General features: G+C 73.3%; 18 protein-coding genes and 1 pseudogene. 11 read left to right on the forward strand and 8 right to left on the reverse strand.

Annotated elements, in window-relative coordinates; genetic code table 11:
* The first annotated feature begins 673 nt into the window (after positions 1–673).
* The gene (locus tag ACIQFZ_RS15420; RefSeq protein ID WP_402691428.1) at positions 674–2536 is read left to right on the forward strand and encodes an SWIM zinc finger family protein; all 1863 of its coding nucleotides are present in this window, start codon (positions 674–676) and stop codon (positions 2534–2536) included.
* Between the two features lie 144 nt (positions 2537–2680).
* Here the strand turns inward: ACIQFZ_RS15420 and ACIQFZ_RS15425 are convergent, their stop codons facing one another.
* From ACIQFZ_RS15425 to ACIQFZ_RS15435, 3 genes are read right to left on the reverse strand one after another with little or no spacing between them, the layout of a single operon-like run.
* Positions 2681–3790 (reverse strand): PP2C family protein-serine/threonine phosphatase, encoded by a 1110-nt coding sequence (locus ACIQFZ_RS15425; RefSeq protein WP_402691414.1) that lies wholly within the window; start codon positions 3788–3790, stop codon positions 2681–2683.
* Positions 3791–3840: 50 nt separating this feature from the next.
* A complete protein-coding gene (locus tag ACIQFZ_RS15430) occupies positions 3841–4971 on the reverse strand; it encodes an MFS transporter (protein WP_365432161.1) in 1131 nt (376 codons plus the stop codon).
* A 53-nt stretch (positions 4972–5024) separates the two neighbouring features.
* Positions 5025–5600, reverse strand: a complete 576-nt coding sequence (locus tag ACIQFZ_RS15435; RefSeq protein WP_365432155.1) for a Chromate resistance protein ChrB — start codon at positions 5598–5600, stop codon at positions 5025–5027.
* A 165-nt stretch (positions 5601–5765) separates the two neighbouring features.
* Between ACIQFZ_RS15435 and ACIQFZ_RS15440 the strand changes: the two genes are divergently transcribed.
* The 4 genes from ACIQFZ_RS15440 (at position 5766) to ACIQFZ_RS15455 (ending at position 9112) form a co-directional block, all read left to right on the forward strand.
* Positions 5766–7061 (forward strand): alpha/beta fold hydrolase, encoded by a 1296-nt coding sequence (locus ACIQFZ_RS15440; protein WP_402691415.1) that lies wholly within the window; start codon positions 5766–5768, stop codon positions 7059–7061.
* 76 nt (positions 7062–7137) lie between these two features.
* The gene (locus ACIQFZ_RS15445; RefSeq protein WP_365426946.1) at positions 7138–7773 is read left to right on the forward strand and encodes an MBL fold metallo-hydrolase; all 636 of its coding nucleotides are present in this window, start codon (positions 7138–7140) and stop codon (positions 7771–7773) included.
* 58 nt (positions 7774–7831) lie between these two features.
* Positions 7832–8611, forward strand: a complete 780-nt coding sequence (locus tag ACIQFZ_RS15450; protein WP_365426944.1) for an exodeoxyribonuclease III — start codon at positions 7832–7834, stop codon at positions 8609–8611.
* Between the two features lie 60 nt (positions 8612–8671).
* A complete protein-coding gene (locus ACIQFZ_RS15455; RefSeq protein WP_365426941.1) occupies positions 8672–9112 on the forward strand; it encodes a DUF6278 family protein in 441 nt (146 codons plus the stop codon).
* Between the two features lie 365 nt (positions 9113–9477).
* Here the strand turns inward: ACIQFZ_RS15455 and ACIQFZ_RS15460 are convergent, their stop codons facing one another.
* The gene (locus tag ACIQFZ_RS15460) at positions 9478–10239 is read right to left on the reverse strand and encodes a hypothetical protein (protein WP_402691416.1); all 762 of its coding nucleotides are present in this window, start codon (positions 10237–10239) and stop codon (positions 9478–9480) included.
* Between the two features lie 135 nt (positions 10240–10374).
* On the opposite strand from ACIQFZ_RS15460, the gene ggt reads away from it, so the two are divergent.
* The gene (ggt, locus tag ACIQFZ_RS15465; RefSeq protein WP_402691417.1) at positions 10375–12186 is read left to right on the forward strand and encodes a gamma-glutamyltransferase; all 1812 of its coding nucleotides are present in this window, start codon (positions 10375–10377) and stop codon (positions 12184–12186) included.
* Positions 12187–12257: 71 nt separating this feature from the next.
* On the opposite strand, the gene ACIQFZ_RS15470 is transcribed toward ggt, so the two are convergent.
* Entirely contained in the window at positions 12258–14816 is a 2559-nt protein-coding gene (locus ACIQFZ_RS15470) for an ATP-dependent Clp protease ATP-binding subunit (RefSeq protein WP_402691418.1), read from the reverse strand.
* Positions 14817–15030: 214 nt separating this feature from the next.
* Positions 15031–15798 carry a type I methionyl aminopeptidase gene (gene map / locus ACIQFZ_RS15475; protein ID WP_365426929.1) on the reverse strand — a complete coding sequence of 256 codons (768 nt, stop codon included), beginning with the start codon at positions 15796–15798 and terminating at the stop codon, positions 15031–15033.
* Positions 15799–15841: 43 nt separating this feature from the next.
* Between map and ACIQFZ_RS15480 the strand changes: the two genes are divergently transcribed.
* Positions 15842–16093 carry a helix-turn-helix transcriptional regulator gene (locus ACIQFZ_RS15480; protein WP_365426926.1) on the forward strand — a complete coding sequence of 84 codons (252 nt, stop codon included), beginning with the start codon at positions 15842–15844 and terminating at the stop codon, positions 16091–16093.
* 323 nt (positions 16094–16416) lie between these two features.
* On the opposite strand, the pseudogene ACIQFZ_RS15485 reads toward ACIQFZ_RS15480, so the two are convergent.
* A pseudogene (locus tag ACIQFZ_RS15485) lies at positions 16417–16938 on the reverse strand (HAD family hydrolase); the annotation flags it as partial.
* Positions 16939–17205: 267 nt separating this feature from the next.
* Positions 17206–18219 carry a ScbA/BarX family gamma-butyrolactone biosynthesis protein gene (locus ACIQFZ_RS15490; RefSeq protein ID WP_402691419.1) on the reverse strand — a complete coding sequence of 338 codons (1014 nt, stop codon included), beginning with the start codon at positions 18217–18219 and terminating at the stop codon, positions 17206–17208.
* Positions 18220–18329: 110 nt separating this feature from the next.
* On the opposite strand from ACIQFZ_RS15490, the gene ACIQFZ_RS15495 reads away from it, so the two are divergent.
* The 4 genes from ACIQFZ_RS15495 to ACIQFZ_RS15510 all read left to right on the forward strand — a co-directional run bounded on the left by ACIQFZ_RS15495 (position 18330) and on the right by ACIQFZ_RS15510 (position 22890).
* Positions 18330–18968 (forward strand): ScbR family autoregulator-binding transcription factor, encoded by a 639-nt coding sequence (locus ACIQFZ_RS15495; protein WP_383057762.1) that lies wholly within the window; start codon positions 18330–18332, stop codon positions 18966–18968.
* Positions 18969–19134: 166 nt separating this feature from the next.
* On the forward strand, positions 19135–19977 hold the full coding sequence (locus ACIQFZ_RS15500) for a nitrilase-related carbon-nitrogen hydrolase (protein WP_281154228.1): 843 nt from the start codon (positions 19135–19137) through the stop codon (positions 19975–19977).
* Positions 19974–21257 carry an aspartate aminotransferase family protein gene (locus ACIQFZ_RS15505; protein ID WP_365426913.1) on the forward strand — a complete coding sequence of 428 codons (1284 nt, stop codon included), beginning with the start codon at positions 19974–19976 and terminating at the stop codon, positions 21255–21257. The genes ACIQFZ_RS15500 and ACIQFZ_RS15505 overlap by 4 nt, the downstream gene beginning before the upstream one ends.
* Positions 21258–21303: 46 nt before the next feature.
* A complete protein-coding gene (locus ACIQFZ_RS15510) occupies positions 21304–22890 on the forward strand; it encodes a PucR family transcriptional regulator (protein WP_402691420.1) in 1587 nt (528 codons plus the stop codon).
* Positions 22891–22988: the final 98 nt, after the last annotated feature.

Raw genomic sequence — 22988 nt, forward strand, 5'->3', positions numbered from 1 at the left:
GGAGGCCGCGGCAGACGAGCCGGCCCCCCGACCGACGACACCCTCCGGCGCCCCGACGGACGGCGCCGCACCACGGGGGCCTGCGGGGGCCCGCCCCTCGGAGGCCGCAGCGGACGAGCCGGTCCCTCGCCCGGCGAGGCGCTCCGGCGACCCGTCGGACAGTGCCGCATCGCAGGGGTCTGCGGGCGCCCGTCCCTCGGAGGCCGCGCGCGAGGCGCTGCGCGGCGCCCTGGCCCGGCGTGCGGCCCGTGCGGAGGCGACGCAGGCCGGGACCAGAGCCGCTCGCCGAGCGACGCGGCCGACGCCCACCGACCCCCCGGCCGGAACGGACGCTGAACACGACGGCGCAGGCACCGGCCCCTTCCGGACGCCCCCGGCAGTGACCGGCCACGACGCGAACACCAACGGCAACGGCCCGACCGACCAGGAAAGCCCCGAGCCCCGGACGATCCCGCCCACACCCGTGTCCTCGGGGGAGGACCTCTCTACTGCGGCCATCCAGACTGCCGCCTGGGCTGCCGCGTTGCAGGGCGCCCTTATAAGGCCCCAGGAAGACGCCTCGGAGAACGTCCTGACGACCAGCGTCACCTCGGTCGCCCCGTCCGACGGCTCTCCGAGCCGCACGTCGCAGGAGGTCACCCCCGTCGCCCCCTCCGAAGCCCCCTTGGTGGGGATGGAGGAGTGGGCCTCGGCAGACGCCCCGGACGGCGCCTGGACGGTGGCGGGGGAGGGCGCGCTGGCAGGCACGCCGGGTGCTCCCTCGGCGGCGACGCGGGACGGCGCCCCGGCAGGCACCCCGGGTGTCCCCTCAGCCACGACGCGGCACGGCGCCTCAGCAGGCACCCCGGCGGGCGGCCCCTCGGCGGCGACGGGAAAGGGCGCCTCGGCGGGCGCTCCGGACGCCTCCTCAGCCGCGACGTGGGACGGCGCCTCGGCAGGCGCCCCGCACGCCTCCTCAGGCACGACGCGACAAGGCGCCTCAGCGGGCACCCAGTTCGGCCCCTCAGCGGTGATGGGGGAGGGTCCGTCGGCAGGCACCCCGGGCGCCCCCTCAGTCGCAACGCGGGACGGCGCCTCAGCGGGTACCCCGGATGCCCCCTCGGCGGCGGGGGAGAGCACCTCGACGGGCACCCCGGAAGCCGCCTCGGACGGCAGGCGGGCGTACGGCCGTCGAACGTCCCCGTCCTCGGCCGGGGCGGGCTCCGGAAGTGCCGCGTTCTCGCCGGCGCGGGCCGGTGTCGAGCCGCCCGAGCCGCCCCGGGTCCCCCGCACCATGGCCTCCCCTCGCCGGGACGGCGAACTTCGGCGTACCTTTCCGGCGTTCCCGGCGCGGGCGGTGGAAGGGGAGCGGTTCGCCGAGACCTGGTGGGGCGACGCGTGGGTCGACGCGCTGGAGGAGGGCGCGCTGGACGCGGCGCGGCTGGCCCGCGGGCGCGGGTACGCGCAGACGGGGCACGTGGACGCCGTCACCGTCACCCCGGGGCTGGTCCTGGCGTACGTGCAGGGGAGCCGGCCGCGCCCGTACCGGGTCCAGGTGCGGCTGCGGACGCTGGACGACGCCGACTGGGACCGGTTCCTGGACACCGTCGCGGAGCGCCCCGGGCACATCGCCGCGCTCCTCGACAAGGAGATGCCCCACTCGCTCGCCGACTGCGGCGTCCCGCTGCTCCCCGGCCCCGGCGACCTGGAGCCGCACTGCAGCTGCCCCGACCGCGGCCACCCCTGCAAGCACGCCGCCGCCCTCTGCTACCAGACCGCACGCCTGCTGGACGCGGACCCCTTCGTCCTGCTGCTGCTCCGCGGCCGGGGCGAGCGGGAACTGCTCGACGCCCTGTCCCGGCTGAACGCCACCCGCGCGGCCCGCGCCGCGCAGGAGCGGGAACCGGAGCCGTTCCCGGGGGTACGTGCGGGCGAGGCGCTGGCCGAGCGGCGGCGCCCGCCGCTGCCCGCGCCGTTGCCCGCACCCCCGCACCCGGAACAGCCCCCGGTGTACCCGGCGGCACCGGGCGGCCCCGACCCGTTCGCCCTGGACCAGCTGGCCACCGACGCCGCCGCCCGTGCCCACGCCCTGCTCACCACCGGCCGCGACCCGGTCGGCGGGCTCACGCTGTGGCAGGACGCGGTACGCCTCGCCGCCGCCCGCCCCGGCTCCGGACTGACCGCGGCCACCCGTTCCCTGTACGCCTCGCTCGCCTCCGTCACCGGCCGCGGCACGGCCGAACTGGCGCGGGCGGTGGCGGCCTGGCGCCAGGGCGGCCTCGAAGGACTCGCCGTCCTGGAGGAGCCCTGGGACCCGCCGGCCGGCCGCTTCGACCGGGCGCGCCCGCTGCTCCTCGCCGCCGACCTGCCCGCCTTCCGCCCCCGGCGCAACCGGCTCACCCACCCCCGCGGCCACCTCCAGCTCCGCCTGGGCCGGGACGGCCTGTGGTACGCGTACGAATCGGAGCCGGACCGCGACGACTGGTGGCCCCGCGGCACCCCCGACCTCGACCCGGTCGGCGCCCTGACCGGCCTGGGCACACCGGGCGCCCTCTGACACCCCCTGCCGGACCCGTATACGCCCCCTGCCGGACCGTGGGTGACTCGTCGGGGCGCCCCCGCCTGAATCGTCAGCGGCGCCCCGCCTGAACCGTCGGCCGCGCACCCCCTGATCCGTGGGCTAAAGACCAGGATCCGCGGGCTAAGGACCGGCAGTGCGCTGCAACGCGACCACCGCGGCGTCGTCGGTCAGGCGCCCGCCGACGTGGTCCAGCAGGTCGGCCCGCAGGTGATGGACCAGAGCCACGGGGCTGTCCTGCGTCCAGGAGACGGCCCGTGCGGCGAGCGGGTAGAAGACGCCCCCGGGGTCGCGTGCCTCGACCACACCGTCGGTGTACAGCAGCAACAGGTCCCCGGGCTCCAGCCGGAAGGTGTCCACCCGGTACTCCGGTGTACTCAGCTCGCCCAGGCCCAGCGGTGGAGCGGGAGCGCTGGCGCGCAGCGTGACGGCCTGCCGGCCGCGCAGCAGCAATGGCGGCGGGTGTCCGCAGGTCACCATCTGCGCCTGCGGCAGCGCGTCGGGGATGTCGATGATCGCGGCCGTGATGAAGCACTCTCCCTCCTGCCCCGGCTCCGTGGGCTCGGCCAGGTTCCAGCACACGCTGCGCTCCAGGTAGGCCATCAGCTCGGGCAGGGCCGCCTCCCGGTGCGCGGCTTCCCGGAACGCGCCCAGCAGCAGCGAGGCGTCGCCCATCGCGGTCAGGCCCTTGCCCATCACATCGCCGATGATCAGTCGTGTGCCGGCCGGGGTGCGGGCGGCCGCGTACAGGTCGCCGCCGATCAGCGCCTCCTCCTGAGCCGCCAGATACACCGACGCCACCCGCAGCGGCCCGATGCGCCGGGGCAACGGCCTGAGCACCACCCGCTGCGCGGCCTCCGACACCCTGCGTACCTGCTCCAGCTCGTGGGTGTGCCGCTCGCGCAGAAAACGGAACGCCGTCACGACCACCGAGACCACGACCAGGGAGATGATCTGCGCGCCGACGCTCTCCGTGGTCAGCAGGTGGAACCCCGCGCCGACGCCGAGCAGGGCCGCCACGGCGATGACGCCGACCAGGGCGGTGAGGAAGGGACTGGCGAAGGACGCGGTGATCGCGGGAGCCACGATCAGCAGGGGCCCCAGCGGCACGTGGGGCGGGGTCAGGATGTCGGCGACGATGATGGCGGCGATCAAACCGAGCGGCACCGCGAGCAGAGCGTCGCTGGCCTGCCACGAGTGATAGCGGTGCGAGAGCCGCCGCCCTGGACGCATGCTTCCTGCTTACACCCCGCGCTGGGGCACGGCAGCCCGGAAGAACCGTGTCAGCGGGGCGTGCGGCGGGCGGCCAGGGCAAGCGGCAGAAGCGCGGTCAGGACGGCCAGAGCGGTGTATCCCCAGGTGAGGGTGGCGGCGGAGGCCACGGAGGCGACCAGGAGCGGGCCGGAGGCGTCGCCGAGTTCGCGGCCGAGTTCGGCCGCGCCCATCGTCTGGCCCATCCGCTCCTCGGGGGTCGCGGCGGCGAGGGCGGCGAAACCGAGCGGGGTGATCAGACCGGTGCCTGCGCCGATCAGGACGGCGGCCGTCAGCAGTCCGGTCACGCCGGGCAGCAGGGCGGCGGCCAGTCCGCACGCGGTCACGACGAGCCCTGCGGCCAGTCCCGCGCGGGCCGTCAGCCGTCCGTCGTCCAGCGCGCGCCCGGCCCACGGCTGGACGAGGGCCGCGCATGCGGCCAGGACGGAGACGGCCGCTCCGGTGGCCACCGGCGGCAGGCCGTCGGCCGCGCCGGACAGGGGCAGGAACCCGACGCCGACGGACAGGGCGGCGGTCGCGGCGGCCAGTGCGGCGACCGGCCGCAGGAAGGCGCCGTCGGCCAGCCGGCGGGCCAGGCCCAGAAGCGTCTGGCGGCTTCTGGGCAGGGGCGGCACGGAGGGCACCGCGAGCGCGGCCCACACCGCGACGGCGGCGGCCAGCAGCATGAGGACGGCGAACAACAGCGTCAGCCCGCCCGCCCAGACCAGCGCGCCGCCGAGCAGGGGGCCGGCGGTGTAGCCGATGCTCTTGAAGAAGCCGTAGGAGCCGAACGCGCGGCCGTGTCCGGCCCGCGGATTCAGGCGGGCGACCAGGGCGGAGGCGGCCGGGGAGAACGCGGAGGCGGCGGCCCCCTGCCCCAGCCGGGCGGCCCACAGCAGGCCCGGGTCCCGTACGGCGACGAACAGGGCGGAGGCCCCGGCGAACGCGATCAGCCCGCCCACCAGTACGGGGCGGGCGCCGACGCGGTCGGCGAGGGTGCCGAACACCGGCTTGAGGACGACCTCCGCACCGTCGTACAGGGCCAGCAGCACCCCCAGGTAGAGCACCGACCGGACCAGCCCTTTGTCGCCGGAGGCGAGGTTGGCGGCGATGCCGTGCGCGCCGAAGGCGGTGGTGAACCCGGCCGCGTACAGCGGCCACATCCGCCGCCGGTCCGGGGCCGGTATCGCGGCGGTGCCGGCGGCCGTCGGCCCGTTCACCGCGCCCCCTCCCCGGTACCGGCGGAGAAAGCGTGCAGATGGGCGAAGACCCGCTCGCTGTAGTCCTCGAAGCGCCGTACGCACTCGGCGAGCCGCCGGTCGGCCTCCGCACCGCCCGGGGCGCCGAACACGTCCCGGGCCCGCAGGTCGCGGTGCCAGCGGCGCAGCCGCTCCAGCGACTGCTCCTCCTCTTCCAGCTCGGCCAGGGTGAACTTGCCCTTGCCGATCTCCTTGTCCAGCTCCGCGGTGTACTTGCCGCAGTCGGCGGTGAACTCCCCCCAGTCCTCCTCGCGGGCGGCGGTGAACATCGCCTCGAACCTGGCCGCGTCCCGCGGCTCCCGGCCGGCGGCGCTCAGCACCACACTCTCGCCCCCGGCCCGCTCGGCCAGTTCCAGGGCCCGCCGCACGCCGTCGGCGAAGACCGGCACGTCCGGCACCGCCCATACGCCCTGGCCGAGCGACAGCGCGCCGACCCTGCGCAGCTCCCGCCACACCGCCACCCGGTGGCGCGACGGCTGCGCGGGCAGCCGCAGGATCAGCAGCACCCAGTTCCTCGCCGAATCATCGCTCACCTTGCGAAAGTAACAGGCGTTACACCCATCTGAGGAGAGGACCGTCACTTCCCGTTAAAGCCGACAAGGAGAGGATCTTCGCGAAGTCACCACAACCTGGGACGGCTTGCGAGGGGCTCCGACCCAAGCAATTGAGAATTTGTGTGATGTGAGAGCGTGCAGGGCGTGAGTGACACACCGACGAACACCCTGCAATACCGCTTCGACGGGCGGGAAGACGCCCCAGTCCTGATCCTGGGTCCCTCACTGGGTACGACCTGGCACATGTGGGACCGGCAGGTCCCGGAGCTGACGAAGCAGTGGCGTGTCTTCCGGTTCGACCTGCCGGGACACGGCGGAGCGCCCGCGCACCCCGCCGATTCGGTCTCCGACCTGGTCACCAGGCTGCTGGCCACCCTGGACGGACTGGGCGTGCAGCGCTTCGGCTACGCCGGGTGCGCCCTCGGCGGCGCGATCGGCGTCGAACTGGCGCTGCGCCACCCGGAGCGACTCGCCTCCCTCGCCCTGATCGCCACCTCGCCGCGGTTCGGCACCCCCGACGAGTTCCGGCAGCGCGGGGTGATCGTCCGGACGAACGGGCTCGACCCGATCGCCCGCACCTCCCCGGAACGCTGGTTCACCAGCGGTTTCGTCGCCGCGCAGCCCGCGATCACCGACTGGGCCGTGCAGATGGTGCGCACCACCGACCCCGGCTGCTACATCGCCGCCTGCGAGGCGCTGGCCGTCTTCGACGTCCGCGCCGAGCTCGGCCACATCGGCGTGCCGACGCTGGTCCTGGTCGGCTCCGACGACCAGGTCACCGGCCCTGCCGAGGCGCGCACCCTGGTCGCCGGCATCCGCGACGCCCGCCTGGCCGTCGTGCCCGGCGCCTCCCACCTGGTGCCGGTGGAGCAGCCCGTCGCCGTGACCGACCTGCTGGTGCGGCACTTCTCCACCGCCTGGCACCCCGGTTTCGACTCGACCACAGGACACATGGCGATCGTCGGGCCCCCGGTCAGGCCGGTGCTCGCCGCGCCCCCGCAGGTCTCGCCCATCGCCGAGATCGCCCCGGCGCCCGTACCGGCGCAGGCGGCGGGCGGGCCGGACCGGTACGACATCGGTCTGAAGATCCGCCGCGAGGTGCTGGGCGACGCGCACGTGGACGGGACGCTCGCCGAGGCGGAGGACTTCTCCGGCGACTTCCAGGAGTTCCTGACCCGCTACGCCTGGGGCGAGATCTGGGACCGGCCGGGCCTCGACCGGCGCACCCGCAGCAGCGTCGCCCTCACCGCCCTGGTCGCGGGCGGCCACCTCCAGGACCTCGCCGCCCACACCCGGGCCGCTCTGCGCAACGGGCTGACCCCGGACGAGATCAAGGAGGTGCTGCTGCAGAGCGCGGTGTACTGCGGGATTCCCGCGGCGGGCGCCGCCTTCGGGATCGCCCAGCAGGTCATACGCGAGGAGACGACGCCCACGGAGTGAGCCCCGGCCGGGCGCCGGGCGCCGCCAGCGGGGACCACCCGCGCGCCCGGCGCGCGGGTGGTCCAGGCTGGGGAGCATGAGGCTCACGAAGAAGTCGCACGCCTGCGTTCGCCTTGAGAAGGACGGGCGGACGCTCGTCATCGACCCCGGCGGGTTCAGCGAGCAGGACGCCACGTCCGGCGCGGACGCGATCCTGGTCACCCACGAGCACGCCGACCATTTCGACGAGGGGCGTCTGCGCGCAGCCCTGGAGTCCCGCCCCGGCGCCGAGATCTGGACCCTGAAGTCCGTCGCGGAGCAGATCGCCGCCGCCTTCCCGGGCCGCGTCCACACCGTCGGCCACGGCGACACCTTCACCGCCGCGGGCTTCGACGTGCAGGTGCACGGCGAGCTGCACGCGGTGATCCATCCGGACATCCCGCGCATCACCAACGTCGGCTACCTCGTCGACGGCGGCCGCGTCTTCCACCCGGGCGACGCGCTCACGGTGCCGGACGTCCCGGTCGAGACGCTGATGCTGCCGGTGATGGCGCCCTGGAACAAGATCTCCGAAGTGATCGACTACGTCCGCGAGGTCGGGCCGCAGCGCGCCTACGACATCCACGACGCCCTCCTGACCGACCTGGCCCGCCCGATCTACGACCGGCAGATCGGCGCCCTGGGCGGCGCGGAGCACCTGCGGCTGACACCGGGGGCGTCGGCCGAGGTCTGAGCCGGACCCCGGAGCCGGGCGGAGGGCGTTGTCAGCGGTGCCCGGTAGGTTGTGAGGCATGCGCATCGCGACCTGGAACGTGAACTCGATCACCGCCCGTCTGCCCAGGCTGCTGGCCTGGCTGGAGAGCAGCGGCACGGACGTGCTGTGCCTCCAGGAGGCCAAGGTCGCCGAGGACCAGTTCCCCTTCGACCCGCTGCGCGAACTGGGCTACGAGGCGGCGGTCCACGCCACCGGCCGGTGGAACGGCGTGGCGGTGCTCTCCCGCGTGGGACTCGAGGACGTGGTCCGCGGCCTGCCCGGCGACCCCGGCTACGAGGGCGTGGAAGAGCCCCGCGCCATCTCGGCGACCTGCGGCCCGGTCCGCGTCTGGTCGGTGTACGTGCCCAACGGACGCGAGGTGGGCCACCCCCACTACGCCTACAAGATCCAGTGGTTCGAGGCCCTCAGGGCGGCCGTCGCCGGCGACGCGGGCGGCAGCCGCCCCTTCGCCGTCCTCGGCGACTACAACGTCGCGCCGACGGACGACGACGTCTTCGACCGCGCCGCCTTCGAGGGCTCCACCCACGTCACCCCGGCCGAGCGCGCCGCCCTGACCGCCCTGCGCGAGGTGGGCCTCTCGGACGTGGTCCCCCGGCCCCTGAAGTACGACCACCCCTTCACGTACTGGGACTACCGCCAGCTCGGCTTCCCCAAGAACCGCGGCATGCGCATCGACCTGGTGTACGCCAACGAGCCCTTCGCGAAGGCGGTCACCGACTCCTACGTCGACCGCGAGGAGCGCAAGGGCAAGGGCGCCTCCGACCACGCCCCGGTCGTGGTGGACCTCGACGTCTAGGGCCCGGCCGGGCCCGCGCGCCTGTGGTGCGACCGGCGGTGCGGATGTCACCCTGGGGCCATGGACATCCCTTTCCTGGGCTGGTGGCGCAAAAGGCAGGACTCGTCCTTCGGCGCCGTGGTGTTCCCCGAGGGATCCGAGGGCCGGGAGGGCCTCGCCCAACTCCTCTCCGAGTGCGAGTTGTTGCGTTCCCAGGTGTCCGGGGCGGGACTCCGGCTCGACGACTCCGCCGCCTCCCTGGAGGCGCTGGACCAGTTGCTGCCGCGCTGGCGCGACGACGAGGACACCCTGACCTGGCTCGGCAACGACGCCGGGCTGTACCTGGGCACGGTCGTCGTACGGACCGTGCCCGGCGCCGGCTGGGAGATCGGGCCGGGCGGCCGTCCGGTCGTCAGGCTGGCCTCGGGACGCGAGATCGACGTGGTGACCGCCGGCCACGACTGGGCGAGCGCCGGGGTGCCCGAACTCTCCCAGCTGTACGCGGAGATCGCTGAGGTGTGAGCGCCGGGAGGAGCGGGGCCGCACGGCCCCCGAAGGGCGTTCCTCCGCACCGCCGGACCCGGCGCGCCCGACCTCGACTACGATGTTTCGCTCGTCCCTGTGGTGATGGCGCCTTGGCCCACCGCCATCGGGACGGGGACGCTGCTGCCGGGTGAGGCACCCCCAGGGCGGCCCCTCGACCGTAGGGGGCAGCAGGTCACAGAGAGCCATACCCGGCCGGCGGCAGCCGGAGATCACTGCTCGCGCGGCGGGACGGACCGATATGACGGGTCGTCCGCCGGCGAGGGGAAGGTCAGCTGCGCGCCGGACGGGTTGTGCTCGACGCGGATCCACACCGGACGGCTCGCCGTAGGCGCCGCCGTAAGTTACGTGCTGGTAACGCTTGTTGAGGGTTCGGCTTCCGGTTCCGGCAGGGGGGTCCGGGCCGCGCGGGTCACGTCCGCGACGAGTTCGACCACGTCCGGGCCGTAGGCCTGGGAGTTGATCACCTTCAGCAGCAGCACGAAGGAGCCGTTGCCGTACTTGCGGTACAGCCGCTCGTGGTTGCGGGCCAGATAGCGGGTCGCGGCCTGATTGTCGATCGCGCGCTGACCGCAGAACAGGAACACCGGCCGGCTGCCGCCGCGCTCGCCCGCGGTGAGGCGGGCCAGCAGCACGTACTCAGTGACGCCCGAGTCCATGCGGTAGTGCTCGGTGCCGATCCGGAAGGCGCACTGGTCCGGGCCCGGCTCGCGGTCGGTGTTCACCCGCACGCCCGGCAGCATGGCCGACATGTGCGCCACCATCCGCCGGTTCGACCCCGGACCCCCCACGCAGAACTCCGTGCGCTCGCCGAATCCCTGATGGATCGTGTCCTGGGTGACCATCTGGACGTTCGCGCCGCAGGTCTTGATCAGCGCGGCGAGTTCGAGCAGGGCGAACACGTCGAACCGGTGCACCGCGAGTTCCGCCGTCGCCGGGTCGCGGTTGACCACCAGCAGCGACTCGGCGTTGTCGGGCAGCCCGAAGAACGCCTGCTTGCGGCGCAGCCTGCGCCGCCACAGATAGGTGCGGGCCAGCCAGCCGAACGCGGCGCTGACCCCTGTCGCGGCCACTCCCAGGACGATGTTGCGCACGTCGTCGTTCATGGCCGCGCATGGTAGCCGGTCCTGCGCACCCCTGTTCGACACCCGACTGGCCCTGTCGGCCTGACGGGAGCATGGCAATGAATTAAGCTGCGCGAACGATCAGGCAACCGAACCACAATCAGCGTGGAGGTGCGGATGCGTCGTCCTGTCGCACAGAAACTGGCGGTCCTGGCGGTCTCGGCCGTCGTGGTGTCGGTGGGGGCCGCGGCCCCGCCCACCGCCCAGCCGGAGGCCAAGCCGAGACCGGTCGAGAAGGTCCCTGTGGCGGCCGGCTACGGCGGCGCCGTGGCCAGCGTCGACGCGGACGCCTCCGCCGCCGGTATCGAGGTGCTGAAGCAGGGCGGCAACGCCGTCGATGCGGCCGTCGCCACCGCCGCCGCCCTCGGCGTCACCGAGCCCTACTCCGCCGGCATCGGCGGAGGTGGCTACTTCGTCTACTACGACGCCCGCTCCCGCACGGTGCACACCATCGACGGCCGCGAGACCGCCCCGCTGACCGCCGACTCGAACCTCTTCATGGAGAACGGCAAGCCGCTCGCCTTCAACGACGTCGTCAGCAGCGGTCTGAGCGTCGGCACCCCGGGCACGCCCGCCACCTGGCAGACGGCGCTGGACCACTGGGGCACCAAAGGACTGGGCACGGTCCTGAAGCCGGCCGAGACGCTGGCCCGCGACGGCTTCACCGTCGACGAGACCTTCCGCTCGCAGACCGCCGCCAACGAGGCCCGCTTCCGCTACTTCCCCGACACTGCCAAGCTGTTCCTGCCCGGCGGAAAGCCGCCGGAGGTCGGCTCGACCCTGAAGAACCCCGACCTCGCGCGCACCTATCAGGAGCTGGCCGCCAAGGGCGTCGGCGCGATCTACCGGGGCGACCTCGGCAAGGACATCCTCAAGACCGTCAACCACCCGCCCGTCGACCCGAAGTCCGGCTGGAACGCCCGCCCGGGCAAGCTGTCCGCCAAGGACCTCGCGGCCTACCGCGCCAAGCTCCAGGTGCCCACGCAGACCTCGTACCGGGGCTTGCGCGTGTTCTCCATCGCGCCCTCCTCCTCCGGTGGCACGACCGTCGGCGAGGCGCTCAACATCCTGCAGCGCACGGAGCTTTCGACGGCGAGCGAGTTCCAGTACCTGCACCACTTCATCGAGGCGAGCCGTATCGCCTTCGCCGACCGCGGGCGCTGGGTCGGCGACCCCGCCTTCGAGAACGTGCCCACGAAGCAACTGCTGTCGCAGAAGTACGCCGACTCCCGCGCCTGCCTGATCAAGGACGACGCGGTCCTCACCAGCCCGCTCGCACCCGGCGACCCGCGCCACCCCGCGGCCTGCTCCCGCGGCGGCACGGCCGCGCCGACGACGTACGAGGGCGAGAACACCACGCACCTGACGGTCGCCGACCGGTGGGGCAACGTCGTCGCCTACACCCTCACCATCGAGCAGACCGGCGGCAGCGGCATCACCGTGCCCGGCCGGGGCTTCCTGCTCAACAACGAGCTGACGGACTTCTCCTTCGCCCCGGCCAACCCGGCCGTGCACGACCCGAACCTGCCCGGTCCGGGCAAGCGGCCGCGCTCGTCGATCTCGCCGACGATCGTGCTGGACCGGCACAACCGGCCGGTGGTGGCGCTCGGTTCACCGGGCGGGGCGACCATCATCACGACCGTGCTGCAGACCCTGACCGGGTTCCTCGACCGGCACCAGTCCCTGGTCGACGCGATCGCCACGCCGCGCGCCAGCCAGCGCAACGCCGCGCAGACCGAACTCGAACCGGCCCTCTACGACAGCGCGTTGAAGAAGGAGCTGGAGGCGATCGGCCACTCGTTCAAGCTCAATCCCGAGATCGGCGCCGCCACGGGCGTCCAGAGCCTGCCGGACGGCAGGTGGCTGGCCGCCGCGGAGAAGGTGCGCCGAGGCGGAGGCTCGGCGATGGTGGTGAATCCGTCGCCGTGACCCGGGCCGGCTGAGACGACGGCGGGGCCCGCCTCCCGGAAGGGAGAGCGGGCCCCGGCCGTTCACGCCGTTCACTCCGTGGGCGAATGCGCGGGCTCCTTGTTCTGGGGGTCGAACGTCAGCCGGTCGTCCTTCGCGTCCACCACGACCCGGCCGCCCTCGCGGACCCGGCCGGCCAGGAGCAGCCGGGAGAGCTGGTTCTCGACCTCGCGCTGGATGGTGCGGCGCAGCGGACGGGCGCCGTACTCGGGCTGGTGACCGCGCCGGGCGAGCCAGTCGACGGCCGCCTCGGTGAACTCGACCGTGACGCCCTGCGCGTGCAGCAGCCGGCGCGTCTTCTCCAGCAGCAGGTCGGTGATCTGCCGCAGCTGCTCGGCGGTCAGCTGGCGGAAGACGACGATCTCGTCGATCCGGTTGAGGAACTCGGGCCGGAAGTGGTCGCGCAGCGGCCTGAGGATCTGCTCGCGCCGCGCCTCCTCGTCCGCCTCCGCGCCGCCCGCGCCGAACCCGATGCCGGCACCGCGCCGGGTGATCGCCTCCGAGCCGAGGTTGCTGGTCATCACGATCACGGTGTGGGTGAAGTCCACCGTGCGGCCCTGGGAGTCGGTGAGCCGCCCGTCGTCGAGCACCTGGAGCAGGATGTTGAAGACGTCCGGGTGCGCCTTCTCCACCTCGTCGAGCAGCAGCAGCGAGTACGGGTGCCGGCGCACCACCTCGGTGAGCTGGCCGGCCTCCTCGTGACCGACGTACCCGGGCGGGGCGCCCACCAGCCGGCTGACGGTGTGCCGCTCCTGGTACTCGCTCATGTCCAGGCGGACCATGCGGTTCTCGCTGGAGAACAGGACCTCGGCCAGCGCCCGGGCCAGCTCGGTCTTGCCGACGCCGGTCGGGCCGAGGAACAGGAAGCTGCCGATCGGCCGGTCCGGGCTGGCCAGCCCGGCGCGGGAGCGCAGTACCGCCTCCGAGACCGCGCTCACGGCCTCCTCCTGGCCGACGACCCGCCGGTGCAGGTGCAGTTCCAGGCCCAGCAGGCGCTCCTTCTCCTCCTGGGTGAGGCTGCTGACGGGGATGCCGGTCTGCCGCGACACCACCTCGGCGATGGCCTCCGCGGTGACCTCCAGATGCTGCCCCTCGTCGGCCTCGCCGCCACCGGTGGCCTGGCCGATCCGCTGCTTCAGCTCGGTGACCCGGTCGCGCAACTGCGTGGCCTGCTCGTACTGTTCGTCCGCCACCGCCTGGTCCTTGTCCAGGGTGAGCTGTTCGACCTCGCGCTCCATGGCCCGTACGTCGGTGCCCTTGGTGCGCGCCCGCAGCTTCACCCGGGCACCGGCCTGGTCGATCAGGTCGATCGCCTTGTCCGGCAGACGGCGCTCCGTCAGATAGCGGTCGGACAGCTGCACGGCGGCCACCAGTGCCTCGTCGGTGTACCGCACCTGGTGGTGGGCCTCGTAGCGGTCGCGCAGCCCGCGCAGGATCTCCAGCGCGTCCGCGACGGACGGCTCGGGCACCAGGATCGGCTGGAACCGGCGGGCCAGCGCCGCGTCCTTCTCGATCCGCCGGAACTCCTCCAGCGTCGTCGCGCCCACGATGTGCAGCTCGCCGCGGGAGAGGGCGGGCTTGAGGATGTTGCCCGCGTCCATCGCGCCGCCCTCGCCGCCGGCGCCGGCGCCGACGACGGTGTGCAGCTCGTCGATGAAGACGATCAGCCGCTCGGAGTTGGCGCGGATCTCGGTGACGATGTTGTTCAGCCGCTCCTCGAAGTCGCCCCGGTACCGGGTGCCCGCGACGACGCCCGTCAGGTCCAGGGCCACCACCCGGCGGCCGGTCAGGACGTCGGGCACGTCCCCGTCGGCGATCCGCTGCGCCAGACCCTCCACGATGGCGGTCTTGCCGACGCCCGCGTCACCGATGAGCACCGGGTTGTTCTTGCCCCGCCGGGAGAGCACCTCGATGGTCTGCTCGATCTCCTGCTCCCGTCCGATCACCGGGTCGATGCGGCCCTGCCGGGCCAGTTCGGTGAGATCGCGCCCGTACCGGTCCAGGGTCGGTGTCGAGGTGGACCGCTGCCGCTCCGTCCCGGGCGGCGTGGCGGCGTCCGGGGCTTCGGGCGGCAGGCCGGAGGAGGCGTACCGGGCCGCGTTCAGGATGTGCCCGGCCGCCGAGTCGGGGTTCGCGGCGAGCGCGCTGAGCACGTGCTCCGGACCGATGTAACCGGCGCCGCTGGCTCGTGCCATGTCGTGCGCGTCGAGGAAGGCGCGTTTGACGGCAGGGGTGAGCGAGAGGGAGGTCGGTGGCGGCGCCTCGCCCGGCGGATGCTGCACGGGGCCGGCCCGCTCGTCGATCTGCGTCGCGAGGGAGTCGGGGTCCGCACCGGACCGGCTGAGCAGACTGCGGGTGGGCTCGGTGGTGAGCGCGGCCCGCAGCAGGTGCTCGGTGTCCAGATCCCGGCTGCCGTGCTCCGCGGCGTACTGCGCCGCGCCCCGCACCAGCTCCCGGGCGGGCTGGCTCAGCAGCCGGCCGATGTCTATCTGCCGGGGGCCGGGGCGCGGTCCGCCGAAGAAGCGGGCGAAGAGTTCACCGAAGGGGTCGCGGTCGCGGTCGCCCTCCGGGCCGTTGAAGCCGCTGGTCATCGCTGTCCGTTCCTTCGCTGACAGTGGCTCCCGCCGGGTAACCGGTGTGGGGGTCGTTCATGCCACGATGGCACGAGTTCCTGCGGACGGCATACGGAGCGCCCGCGGTTCGCGGGCACTGGGCCGTCGTGCGGCTGCGGGTGCGTCGCGGCCGGTCGCGCCCGCACGGCGGAGCCGCACCTCGATACGGCCCCGCGCCCCTTGAGCGGTGGCCCTACCGTTCCGTGAGGATGCGCGGGCCCGATTCCGTGATCGCCACCGTGTGCTCGACGTGGGCCGCGCGGGAGCCGTCGTCGGTACACAGGGTCCAGCCGTCCGGGGCCGCGTGGTAGCCGTCCGTGCCGCCGGCGATCAGCATCGGCTCGATGGCGAGGACCATGCCGTGGCGCAGGGGCAGGCCCCGGCCCGGCCGGCCCTCGTTCGGGACGCCGGGGTCCTCGTGCATCTGGCGGCCGATGCCGTGGCCGCCGAACCCGTCCGGGATGCCGTAGCCCGCCGCGCGGCACACCGAGCCGATGGCGTGGGCGATGTCGCCGATGCGGTTGCCGACCACGGCCGCCTCGATACCCGCGGCCAGCGCCCGCTCGGCGGTCTCGATCAGCCGCAGGTCCGCGGGGCGCGGCCGGCCCACGACGAAGCTGATCGCCGAGTCGCCGGCCCAGCCGCCGAGCTTCGCGCCGAAGTCCAGGGAGAGGAGGTCGCCGTCGCGCAGCCGGTACTTCGTGGGGATCCCGTGCACGATCGCGTCGTTCACCGAGGCGCAGAGCACGGCGGGGAAGGGGGTCGGGGCGAAGGAGGGCCGATAGCCGAGGAACGGCGAGGCCGCGCCCGCCTCCCGCAGCACGTCGTGGGCCAGCTCGTCCAGCTCCAGCAGGGACACTCCCACGCCGGCGGCCTTGCGCGCGGCGGTCAGGGCCCGTGCCACGACCTGGCCGGCCTCGTACATTGCGTCGATCGACGTGTCCGTCTTCAGTTCCACCATGCCAATTACTATACCGGTATTTGAATCGCGGTAGGATGCCCGTATGGTGCGCACACCCCTGACCCCCGAGGAGCGCGAGCGCGGCGAGCGGCTCGGCCGCCTGCTGCGCGCGGCACGCGGCGAACGCAGCATGGCTCAGGTCGCGGCGAGCGCGGGCATCTCGGCCGAGACGCTGCGCAAGATCGAGACGGGCCGGGCCCCGACGCCGGCCTTCTTCACGGTAGCCGCGCTGGCCCGGGTGCTGGGGCTGTCCATGGAGGAGTTGGCGGAGCGGAGCGCACTGGCCGGGGTGTGACCGTCCGCACCGCCCGCGGTGGCCGTCGGCGCGGGATGGATCACCGCGGACGGTACGGGGCTCAGGGTGCGGACGTGGTGTCGGACCGGCTGGGGCCGCCGGGGGGGCGGAACCGTGGGGCGGCCCGGCGCCGCGCCGGGGGTGCCGGGCCTGAGCCGGACGGTTCTGGGGCGGCTGGCCGCCCAGGCCATCAGGCCCGCGTTGTCCAGCGCGCCCACCCACAGGTCGGCGAGGGCGGCGGCCTCGGGGCCCGGTCGCGGGCCCACCCCGACCACCCGGAGGCCGGCGTCCGCCGCGGCCTTCAGTCCCTTGACCGAGTCCTCCACGGCCAGCGTGTTGCCGTCGGCCACCCCCAGGCGGCGCACGGCCTCCGCGTAGGTGCCGGGGTGCGGCTTGGGGCGGACCTCCCCGTCGGGCACGACGATGTGCCGGAAGTGGTGCCGTAAGCCCACTGATTCCAGAGAGAACTCCACCACGTCGGCGGGGCAGTTGCTGGCCACGGCCAGCGGTGCGACCCGGCTCAGGATCGTCACCAGCCCCTTGGCTCCGCGCGCGGCCACCGGCTCGCGCGCGACGAGGGCGCGGAAGGTCGTCAGCAGCCGCTCGGTCATCTCCTCGACGGCGTCCGGCCTCCCGGCGACGCGCGCCATGAGGGCGCCGCACTCGGTGTAGTGCAGTCCCTTCGCGCGTTCCATGAAGTCCGGGCCGGGTTCGCGGTCGAAGTCCCGCAGGACGCTGACCCGGGCCTGCTGCCAGTGCTGTTCGGAGTCCACCAGCGTGCCGTCGCAGTCGAAGACGACGGCTTCGGGGGTCCAGTCGAGGTCGAACATGTGATGTGTGGCCATGTGCTCTTGCCGTTCTGGCGCGGGACGGACCTGCCGGAGGGCGGCGCGATCCGCCGGTCGTGGACGTCGGCGCCTGCTGTTCGTCACGCGTTTCAAGGCAGCGTGAAGTCGCAGGCGGACAGGGGTGGTTGAGGGGTGAGGTAGTCACACGCACCGCACTGCGTGGTTTCCGGGAATTCATCCGGAACCGGAAACATAATGAACGTTACGCTCCACTTGACCGGTCGCGGATATTCATTGCCGCAATACGCACGTGTGGGTGACACCTCACGCGTATCGCAATACGCCCTCGGCCGTGGTGGTGCCGCCCTGCCGGAAAAGGAATTCGCCGGTGCGGCCCCGGGCGGAGCAGTCAATGACGGCGGGCGGGGCGTGCTCGGTGAACCGCAGGGCCGACATCCGGCAGGCGACGGGCCGCACGAGCCGTCCTCCGCTGCGCAGGGCGATCGCCTGCCGTGCCGCCTCCAGCAGGGCCGCCCCGGGCACGTGGTCCGTTCCGTGGTCGAACAGGAACGGATGGCGCGGATCGGCGGGGCACACCAGCAGCTCCTCGCCGGCCACGGCGACGACGGCGTCCGACTCCGACGCCAGCCCCAGCACGGCTGGTTCGGGCCGCGGCCCGGCTCCGGACGGCACGGCCGCGCCGGCGCCGGTCCTGAGCCGGTCGTAGCGCTCGGCGTCGAGGAACCGCGCCCCGCCCGCCGCGCGGGCGAACGGCCGTCGGCCGGCCAGGAAGTCGACCCGCATGCGCAGCCCGGTCAGCGCGTTCCCGCCGCGGTCGGTGCGCAGACCGCCCACCCGCACCAGGCAGGTGACCTCGCTGGCCCCGTGCGGTGCCGTGGGCTCCGCGTCCACGTCCAGGGCGTAGGACAGGTCGTCGATCAGGAAGCGGGCGGTGCGGGGCACGTCCAGGTGGCGCAGCGGGATGTAGATGCCGAGCTGGCGCAGGGTCTCGACGATCATCCAGGGGCTGTGCCGGTCGTCGCGTCCGCGCGGGAACGTGGGGTGCGAGCGCGGCCACGCGGCGGCGGCGCGGAAGGAGAGCGGACCGTGGGGGCGGACGTCGGTCAGCAACACCGCGGCCACGGAGGTCCGGTGGACCAGTTCGCGCTCGACCGTCCGGGACCGGCCGAGCGGGGAAGGGCGCGAAGGGCGGGAAGGGCGCGAAGGGCGGGAAGGGCGGGAAAGCGGGGAAGGACGGGAAAGAGGGGAAAGGGCGGTGGGGTCGCCGGACCCGGTCGACGGGGTACGGGAATCCCGCGTGTGCGATCCGGAGTCCATGAAAAAATGCTAATAAGCCTATTAAGAGTTTCGCATGTTGGGCTCTCCCGGCCGGGCGGCAAAGGCCGATAGATTCCTCCTCGCGACGCACCTACGGACGAGGGAGACGCGTGCAGGAACGGGCGGAGGAAACCCGCAGAGCCGTATTGCAGGCAGCAGCTCACCTGTTCTTCGAACGGGGTTACGCGGGGACCAGTATCGCCGACATCAGCGCACGGTCCGGGCGTACCAGCGGGGCCATCTATTTCCACTACACCAACAAGGAACAGCTCGCCCTCGCCGTCGTCACCGCGCATTTCGCCGCCTGGCCGGCCCTGGTCGCACAGCACGAGTCGGTGCCCGAGCCCGCCCTGGAGAGGCTGGTGCGGCTGAGCTTCTCGGTGGCCCGGGCGTTCCGTGACGACGTCGTCGTACGTGCCGGCGCGCGGCTGTGGGCCGAGCGGCGGTCCATCGACGTGGAGATGCCCCCGCCGTTCGTGGACTGGATCACCACCGTCGAACGCATGCTCGCCGCCGCCCGGAGCGAGGGAGGACTGGCCCCCGGGGCGGAGCCCGGCCGGGACGCCCCCACCCTGGTCGCTGCCTTCTTCGGCCTGCACACGCTCTCCGACGTCCTCGACGACCGCCTGCTGATCGAGGACCGCCTGGCCGCCCTGTGGCTGCTGCTGCTTCCCGGGCTCCGGGCCGGTCCCGCGGCGCCCCACGAGCTGCTGGCCAGGGCGAGTGCCCCGGTCCCGGCCTCGTCGTGACGCCGCTCCCGCCGGCCGACGCGCTCACCCACCGGAGTGCGAAACACGATCGACTTCGCGGGTTGACGACAATGGTCTTGGCAAGCCACGAGAAGAGGCTTACGTTCGTGCCTCTAGGCCTGTTCTACGGGCGTAGAGGCTCTGACGTACGTCGAAGGAGCAGCTCATGGCCAACGTCGTCCGTGCGGCCCTGGTCCAGGCCACCTGGACCGGCGACACCGAGTCCATGGTCGCCAAACACGAGGAGCACGCCCGAGAGGCGGCCCGTCAGGGTGCCCGGATCATCGGGTTCCAGGAAGTCTTCAACGCGCCGTACTTCTGCCAGGTCCAGGAGCCGGAGCACTACCGCTGGGCCGAGCCGGTGCCGGATGGGCCCACGGTGCGGCGCATGCGGGAACTCGCCCGCGAGACCGGCATGGTGATCGTCGTCCCGGTGTTCGAGGTCGAGCAGTCCGGCTTCTACTACAACACCGCCGCCGTGATCGACGCCGACGGCAGCTACCTCGGCAAGTACCGCAAGCACCACATCCCGCAGGTCAAGGGCTTCTGGGAGAAGTACTACTTCAAACCCGGCAACCTCGGCTGGCCCGTCTTCGACACCGCCGTCGGCAGGGTCGGCGTCTACATCTGCTACGACCGCCACTTCCCGGAGGGCTGGCGGCAGCTCGGCCTGAACGGCGCCCAGCTCGTCTACAACCCCTCCGCCACCCACCGCGGCCTGTCCGCCTACCTGTGGCAGCTGGAACAGCCGGCCGCCGCCGTCGCCAACGAGTACTTCGTCGCCGCGATCAACCGCGTCGGCCGGGAGGAGTACGGCGACAACGACTTCTACGGAACGAGCTACTTCGTCGACCCCCGCGGGCGGTTCGTCGGAGACGTCGCCGACGACTCCAAGGAGGAACTCCTTGTCCGCGACCTCGACTTCGACGTCATCGAAGAGGTGCGGCAGCAGTGGGCCTTCTACCGCGACCGCCGCCCCGACGCCTACGAAGGGCTGGTGCAGCCGTGAGCGACCTGTATGACCGTCACCGGGCCGTCGCGCCCGACTGGCTGGCGCTCTACTACGAGGACCCGATCGAGATCACCCACGGCGAGGGCCGCCACGTCTGGGACGCCGACGGCAGGCGCTACCTCGACTTCTTCGGCGGAATCCTCACCACCATGACCGCCCACGCGCTGCCCGAGGTCACCAAGGCGGTGAGCGAGCAGGCCGGGCGGATCATCCACTCCTCCACGCTCTACCTCAACCGCCCGATGGTCGAACTCGCCGAGCGCGTCGCCCAGTTGAGCGGGATCCCGGACGCCCGGGTGTTCTTCACCACCTCCGGAACCGAGGCCAACGACACCGCCCTGCTGCTCGCCACCACCTACCGGCGCGGCAACACGATCCTGGCCATGCGCAACAGCTACCACGGCCGCTCCTTCAGCGCCGTGGGCATCACGGGCAACCGCGGCTGGTCCCCGACCTCCCTGTCCCCGCTCCAGACGCTCTACGTCCACGGCGGCGTACGCACCCGAGGCCCCTTCGCCCACCTGAGCGACGCCGAGTTCATCGACGCCTGCGTCGAGGACCTCAGGGACCTCCTCGGTCACACCCGCCCGCCCGCCGCGCTGATCGCCGAACCCGTCCAGGGCGTCGGCGGCTTCACCTCCCCGCCCGACGGCCTGTACGCCGCCTTCCGGGAGGTGCTCCAGGAGCACGGCATCCTGTGGATCTCCGACGAGGTGCAGACCGGCTGGGGCCGCACCGGCGACCACTTCTGGGGCTGGCAGGCGCACGCGCGCAGCGGACCACCCGACATCGTCACCTTCGCCAAGGGCATCGGCAACGGCACGTCCATCGGCGGGGTCGTCGCCCGCGCCGAGATCATGAACTGCCTGGACGCCAACAGCATCTCCACCTTCGGCGGCACCCAGCTCACCATGGCCGCGGGCCTCGCCAACCTCAACTACCTCCTGGAACACGACCTCCAGGGCAACGCCCGGCGCGTCGGCGGACTCCTCATCGAGCGGCTGCGGGCCGTCGCCGCCCAACTGCCCGGCGTGCGCGAGGTCCGCGGACGCGGGCTGATGATCGGCGTCGAGCTGACCCGGCCGGGGACGGACGAGGCCGACCCGCAGGCGGCCACCGCGGTGCTGGAGGCGGCCCGGCAGGGCGGCCTGCTCATCGGCAAGGGCGGCGGACACAACACCAGCGCCCTGCGCATCGCCCCGCCGCTGTCCCTGACCGTCGCGGAGGCCGAGGAGGGCGCCGCGATCCTGGAGAGCGCACTGCGCGCCGCGTACTGAGCGCCACCGGAGGTGGACCGAACCGCACAAAGAGGGGAACGTCGCCATGACCACCGCCTCGGGCACACCCCCGGCCTCCTGGAACCCGCCGGAAGCCGCTCTGTCGGTGCGCCAGGTCCTCACCCTGGAGCGGGTGCTCGCGGGGGAGCCCGAGGTGGTGGCCGGCGCCGGCCACCTCGACCGGCCCGTGCGCTGGGTGCACGTCGCCGAGGCCGCCGATGTCGGCGTGATGCTCAGCGGCGGGGAGATGGTCCTCACCACCGGCGTGCTGCTCGCCGGTGACGAGGAGAAGCAGGACGAGTACATCCGCTCCCTGCACCGCGCGGAGGCCGCGGCTGTCGTACTCGGCCTCGGCCGGGCCTTCCCCACGCCGCCGGACGTGATGCGCCGGGCCGCGGAGCGGTGCCAGCTGCCCCTGGTCGTCCTGCACCGCCCCTTCCCCTTCGCCGAGCTGACCGAGGAGGTCCAGTCCCGGCTGGTGCGGCGCAAGTTCGCCTCCGTCAGCCTGTCGGAGGCCGTACGCACCGCCCTCACCGCGCTGATCACGGCGGGGGCCCCGCTCCAGGCACTGCTCGACGAGATCGCGCAGCACAGTGCCTGCCCCGTCGTCGTCACCAACCTCGCCCACCGCGTCCTGGCCACGGCGGGGGAGCGTTCGGCGGTCGACGACGTGCTGCGGGACTGGGAACGCATCGCCCGGCAGGCCGGCGCCGGCCAGAGCGACGGCTGGATCCGCGCCGAACTGGGCGGGCGCGGGGAGCGGTGGGGACGGATCGTGCTGTGCGGCCACCGCGGCGACAGCGCCACCGGACGGCTGCTGGCCGACCGCGCCGCCGAGGCCCTCGTCCTGCACCGCATGCTCGGTGGCAACGCCGGCTGCTCCTGGGAGGAGCAGTCCGCGCAGGGCCTGCTCACCGACCTCGTCGGCGGAGCCGTACCGGCCCGGCAACTGCTGCCCCGGGCACGGGCCGCCGGGCTGCCGGTCAACCGGCGCAGCTTCGTACCACTGGTCGTACCGGACGGCGACGTGGCCGCGCTCGACCGGCTGCTGCGGCTGCTGGGCCTTCCCGGGCTGGTCGCCGAGCTGGCCGAGGGCGCCACCGCCGTGCTGCTCAGCCTCGCCCGCGACCAGGACGCCGACGCCCTCACCGAGCACTTCGCGGCCCGACTGCGCGACGGGTCCGGCGCGGACCGCACGGTCGTCGCCGCCGCGGACGCCCGCACCGTCTGGGACGACGTGCCCGCCGGGCTGCGCGAGGCCCGGCACGTCGCCCGGGCCGTGGCCGAGTCCGCCGACGCCCTGGACCTCCCGGCCGTCGTACGCCTGAAGGACGTGCACCTGCGCGGCCTGGTCCGGCTGCTGCGCGACGACCCGCACGTGCAGTCCTTCGCGGAGCGGGAACTGGACGGACTGCTGCGCCGGGCCGACGACGACCTGCTGTCCGTGCTGCGCACCTACCTCGCCACCGGCCGCAACAAGTCCCGCACCGCCCAGCTCCACCACGTCTCCCGGCCCGCGCTCTACCGCCGCCTGGAGTCCATACAGGCGTGCCTCGGGGTGGACCTCGACGACTTCGAACAGGCCGCCTCGGTGCACATCGCGCTCCTCGCGCACGACGCGCAACAGGAGTGAGCCCGAAGAACGGCCGGGAGAACGGCGGTGAGACATGGGACGGACCCGGAGTGACACGGTGGCACGCCCCGCCCCCGCAGACGTGACACGGTGCACCT

Origin of the sequence: Streptomyces sp. NPDC093064 (assembly GCF_044754605.1) — a bacterium.
GTDB lineage: Bacteria > Actinomycetota > Actinomycetes > Streptomycetales > Streptomycetaceae > Streptomyces.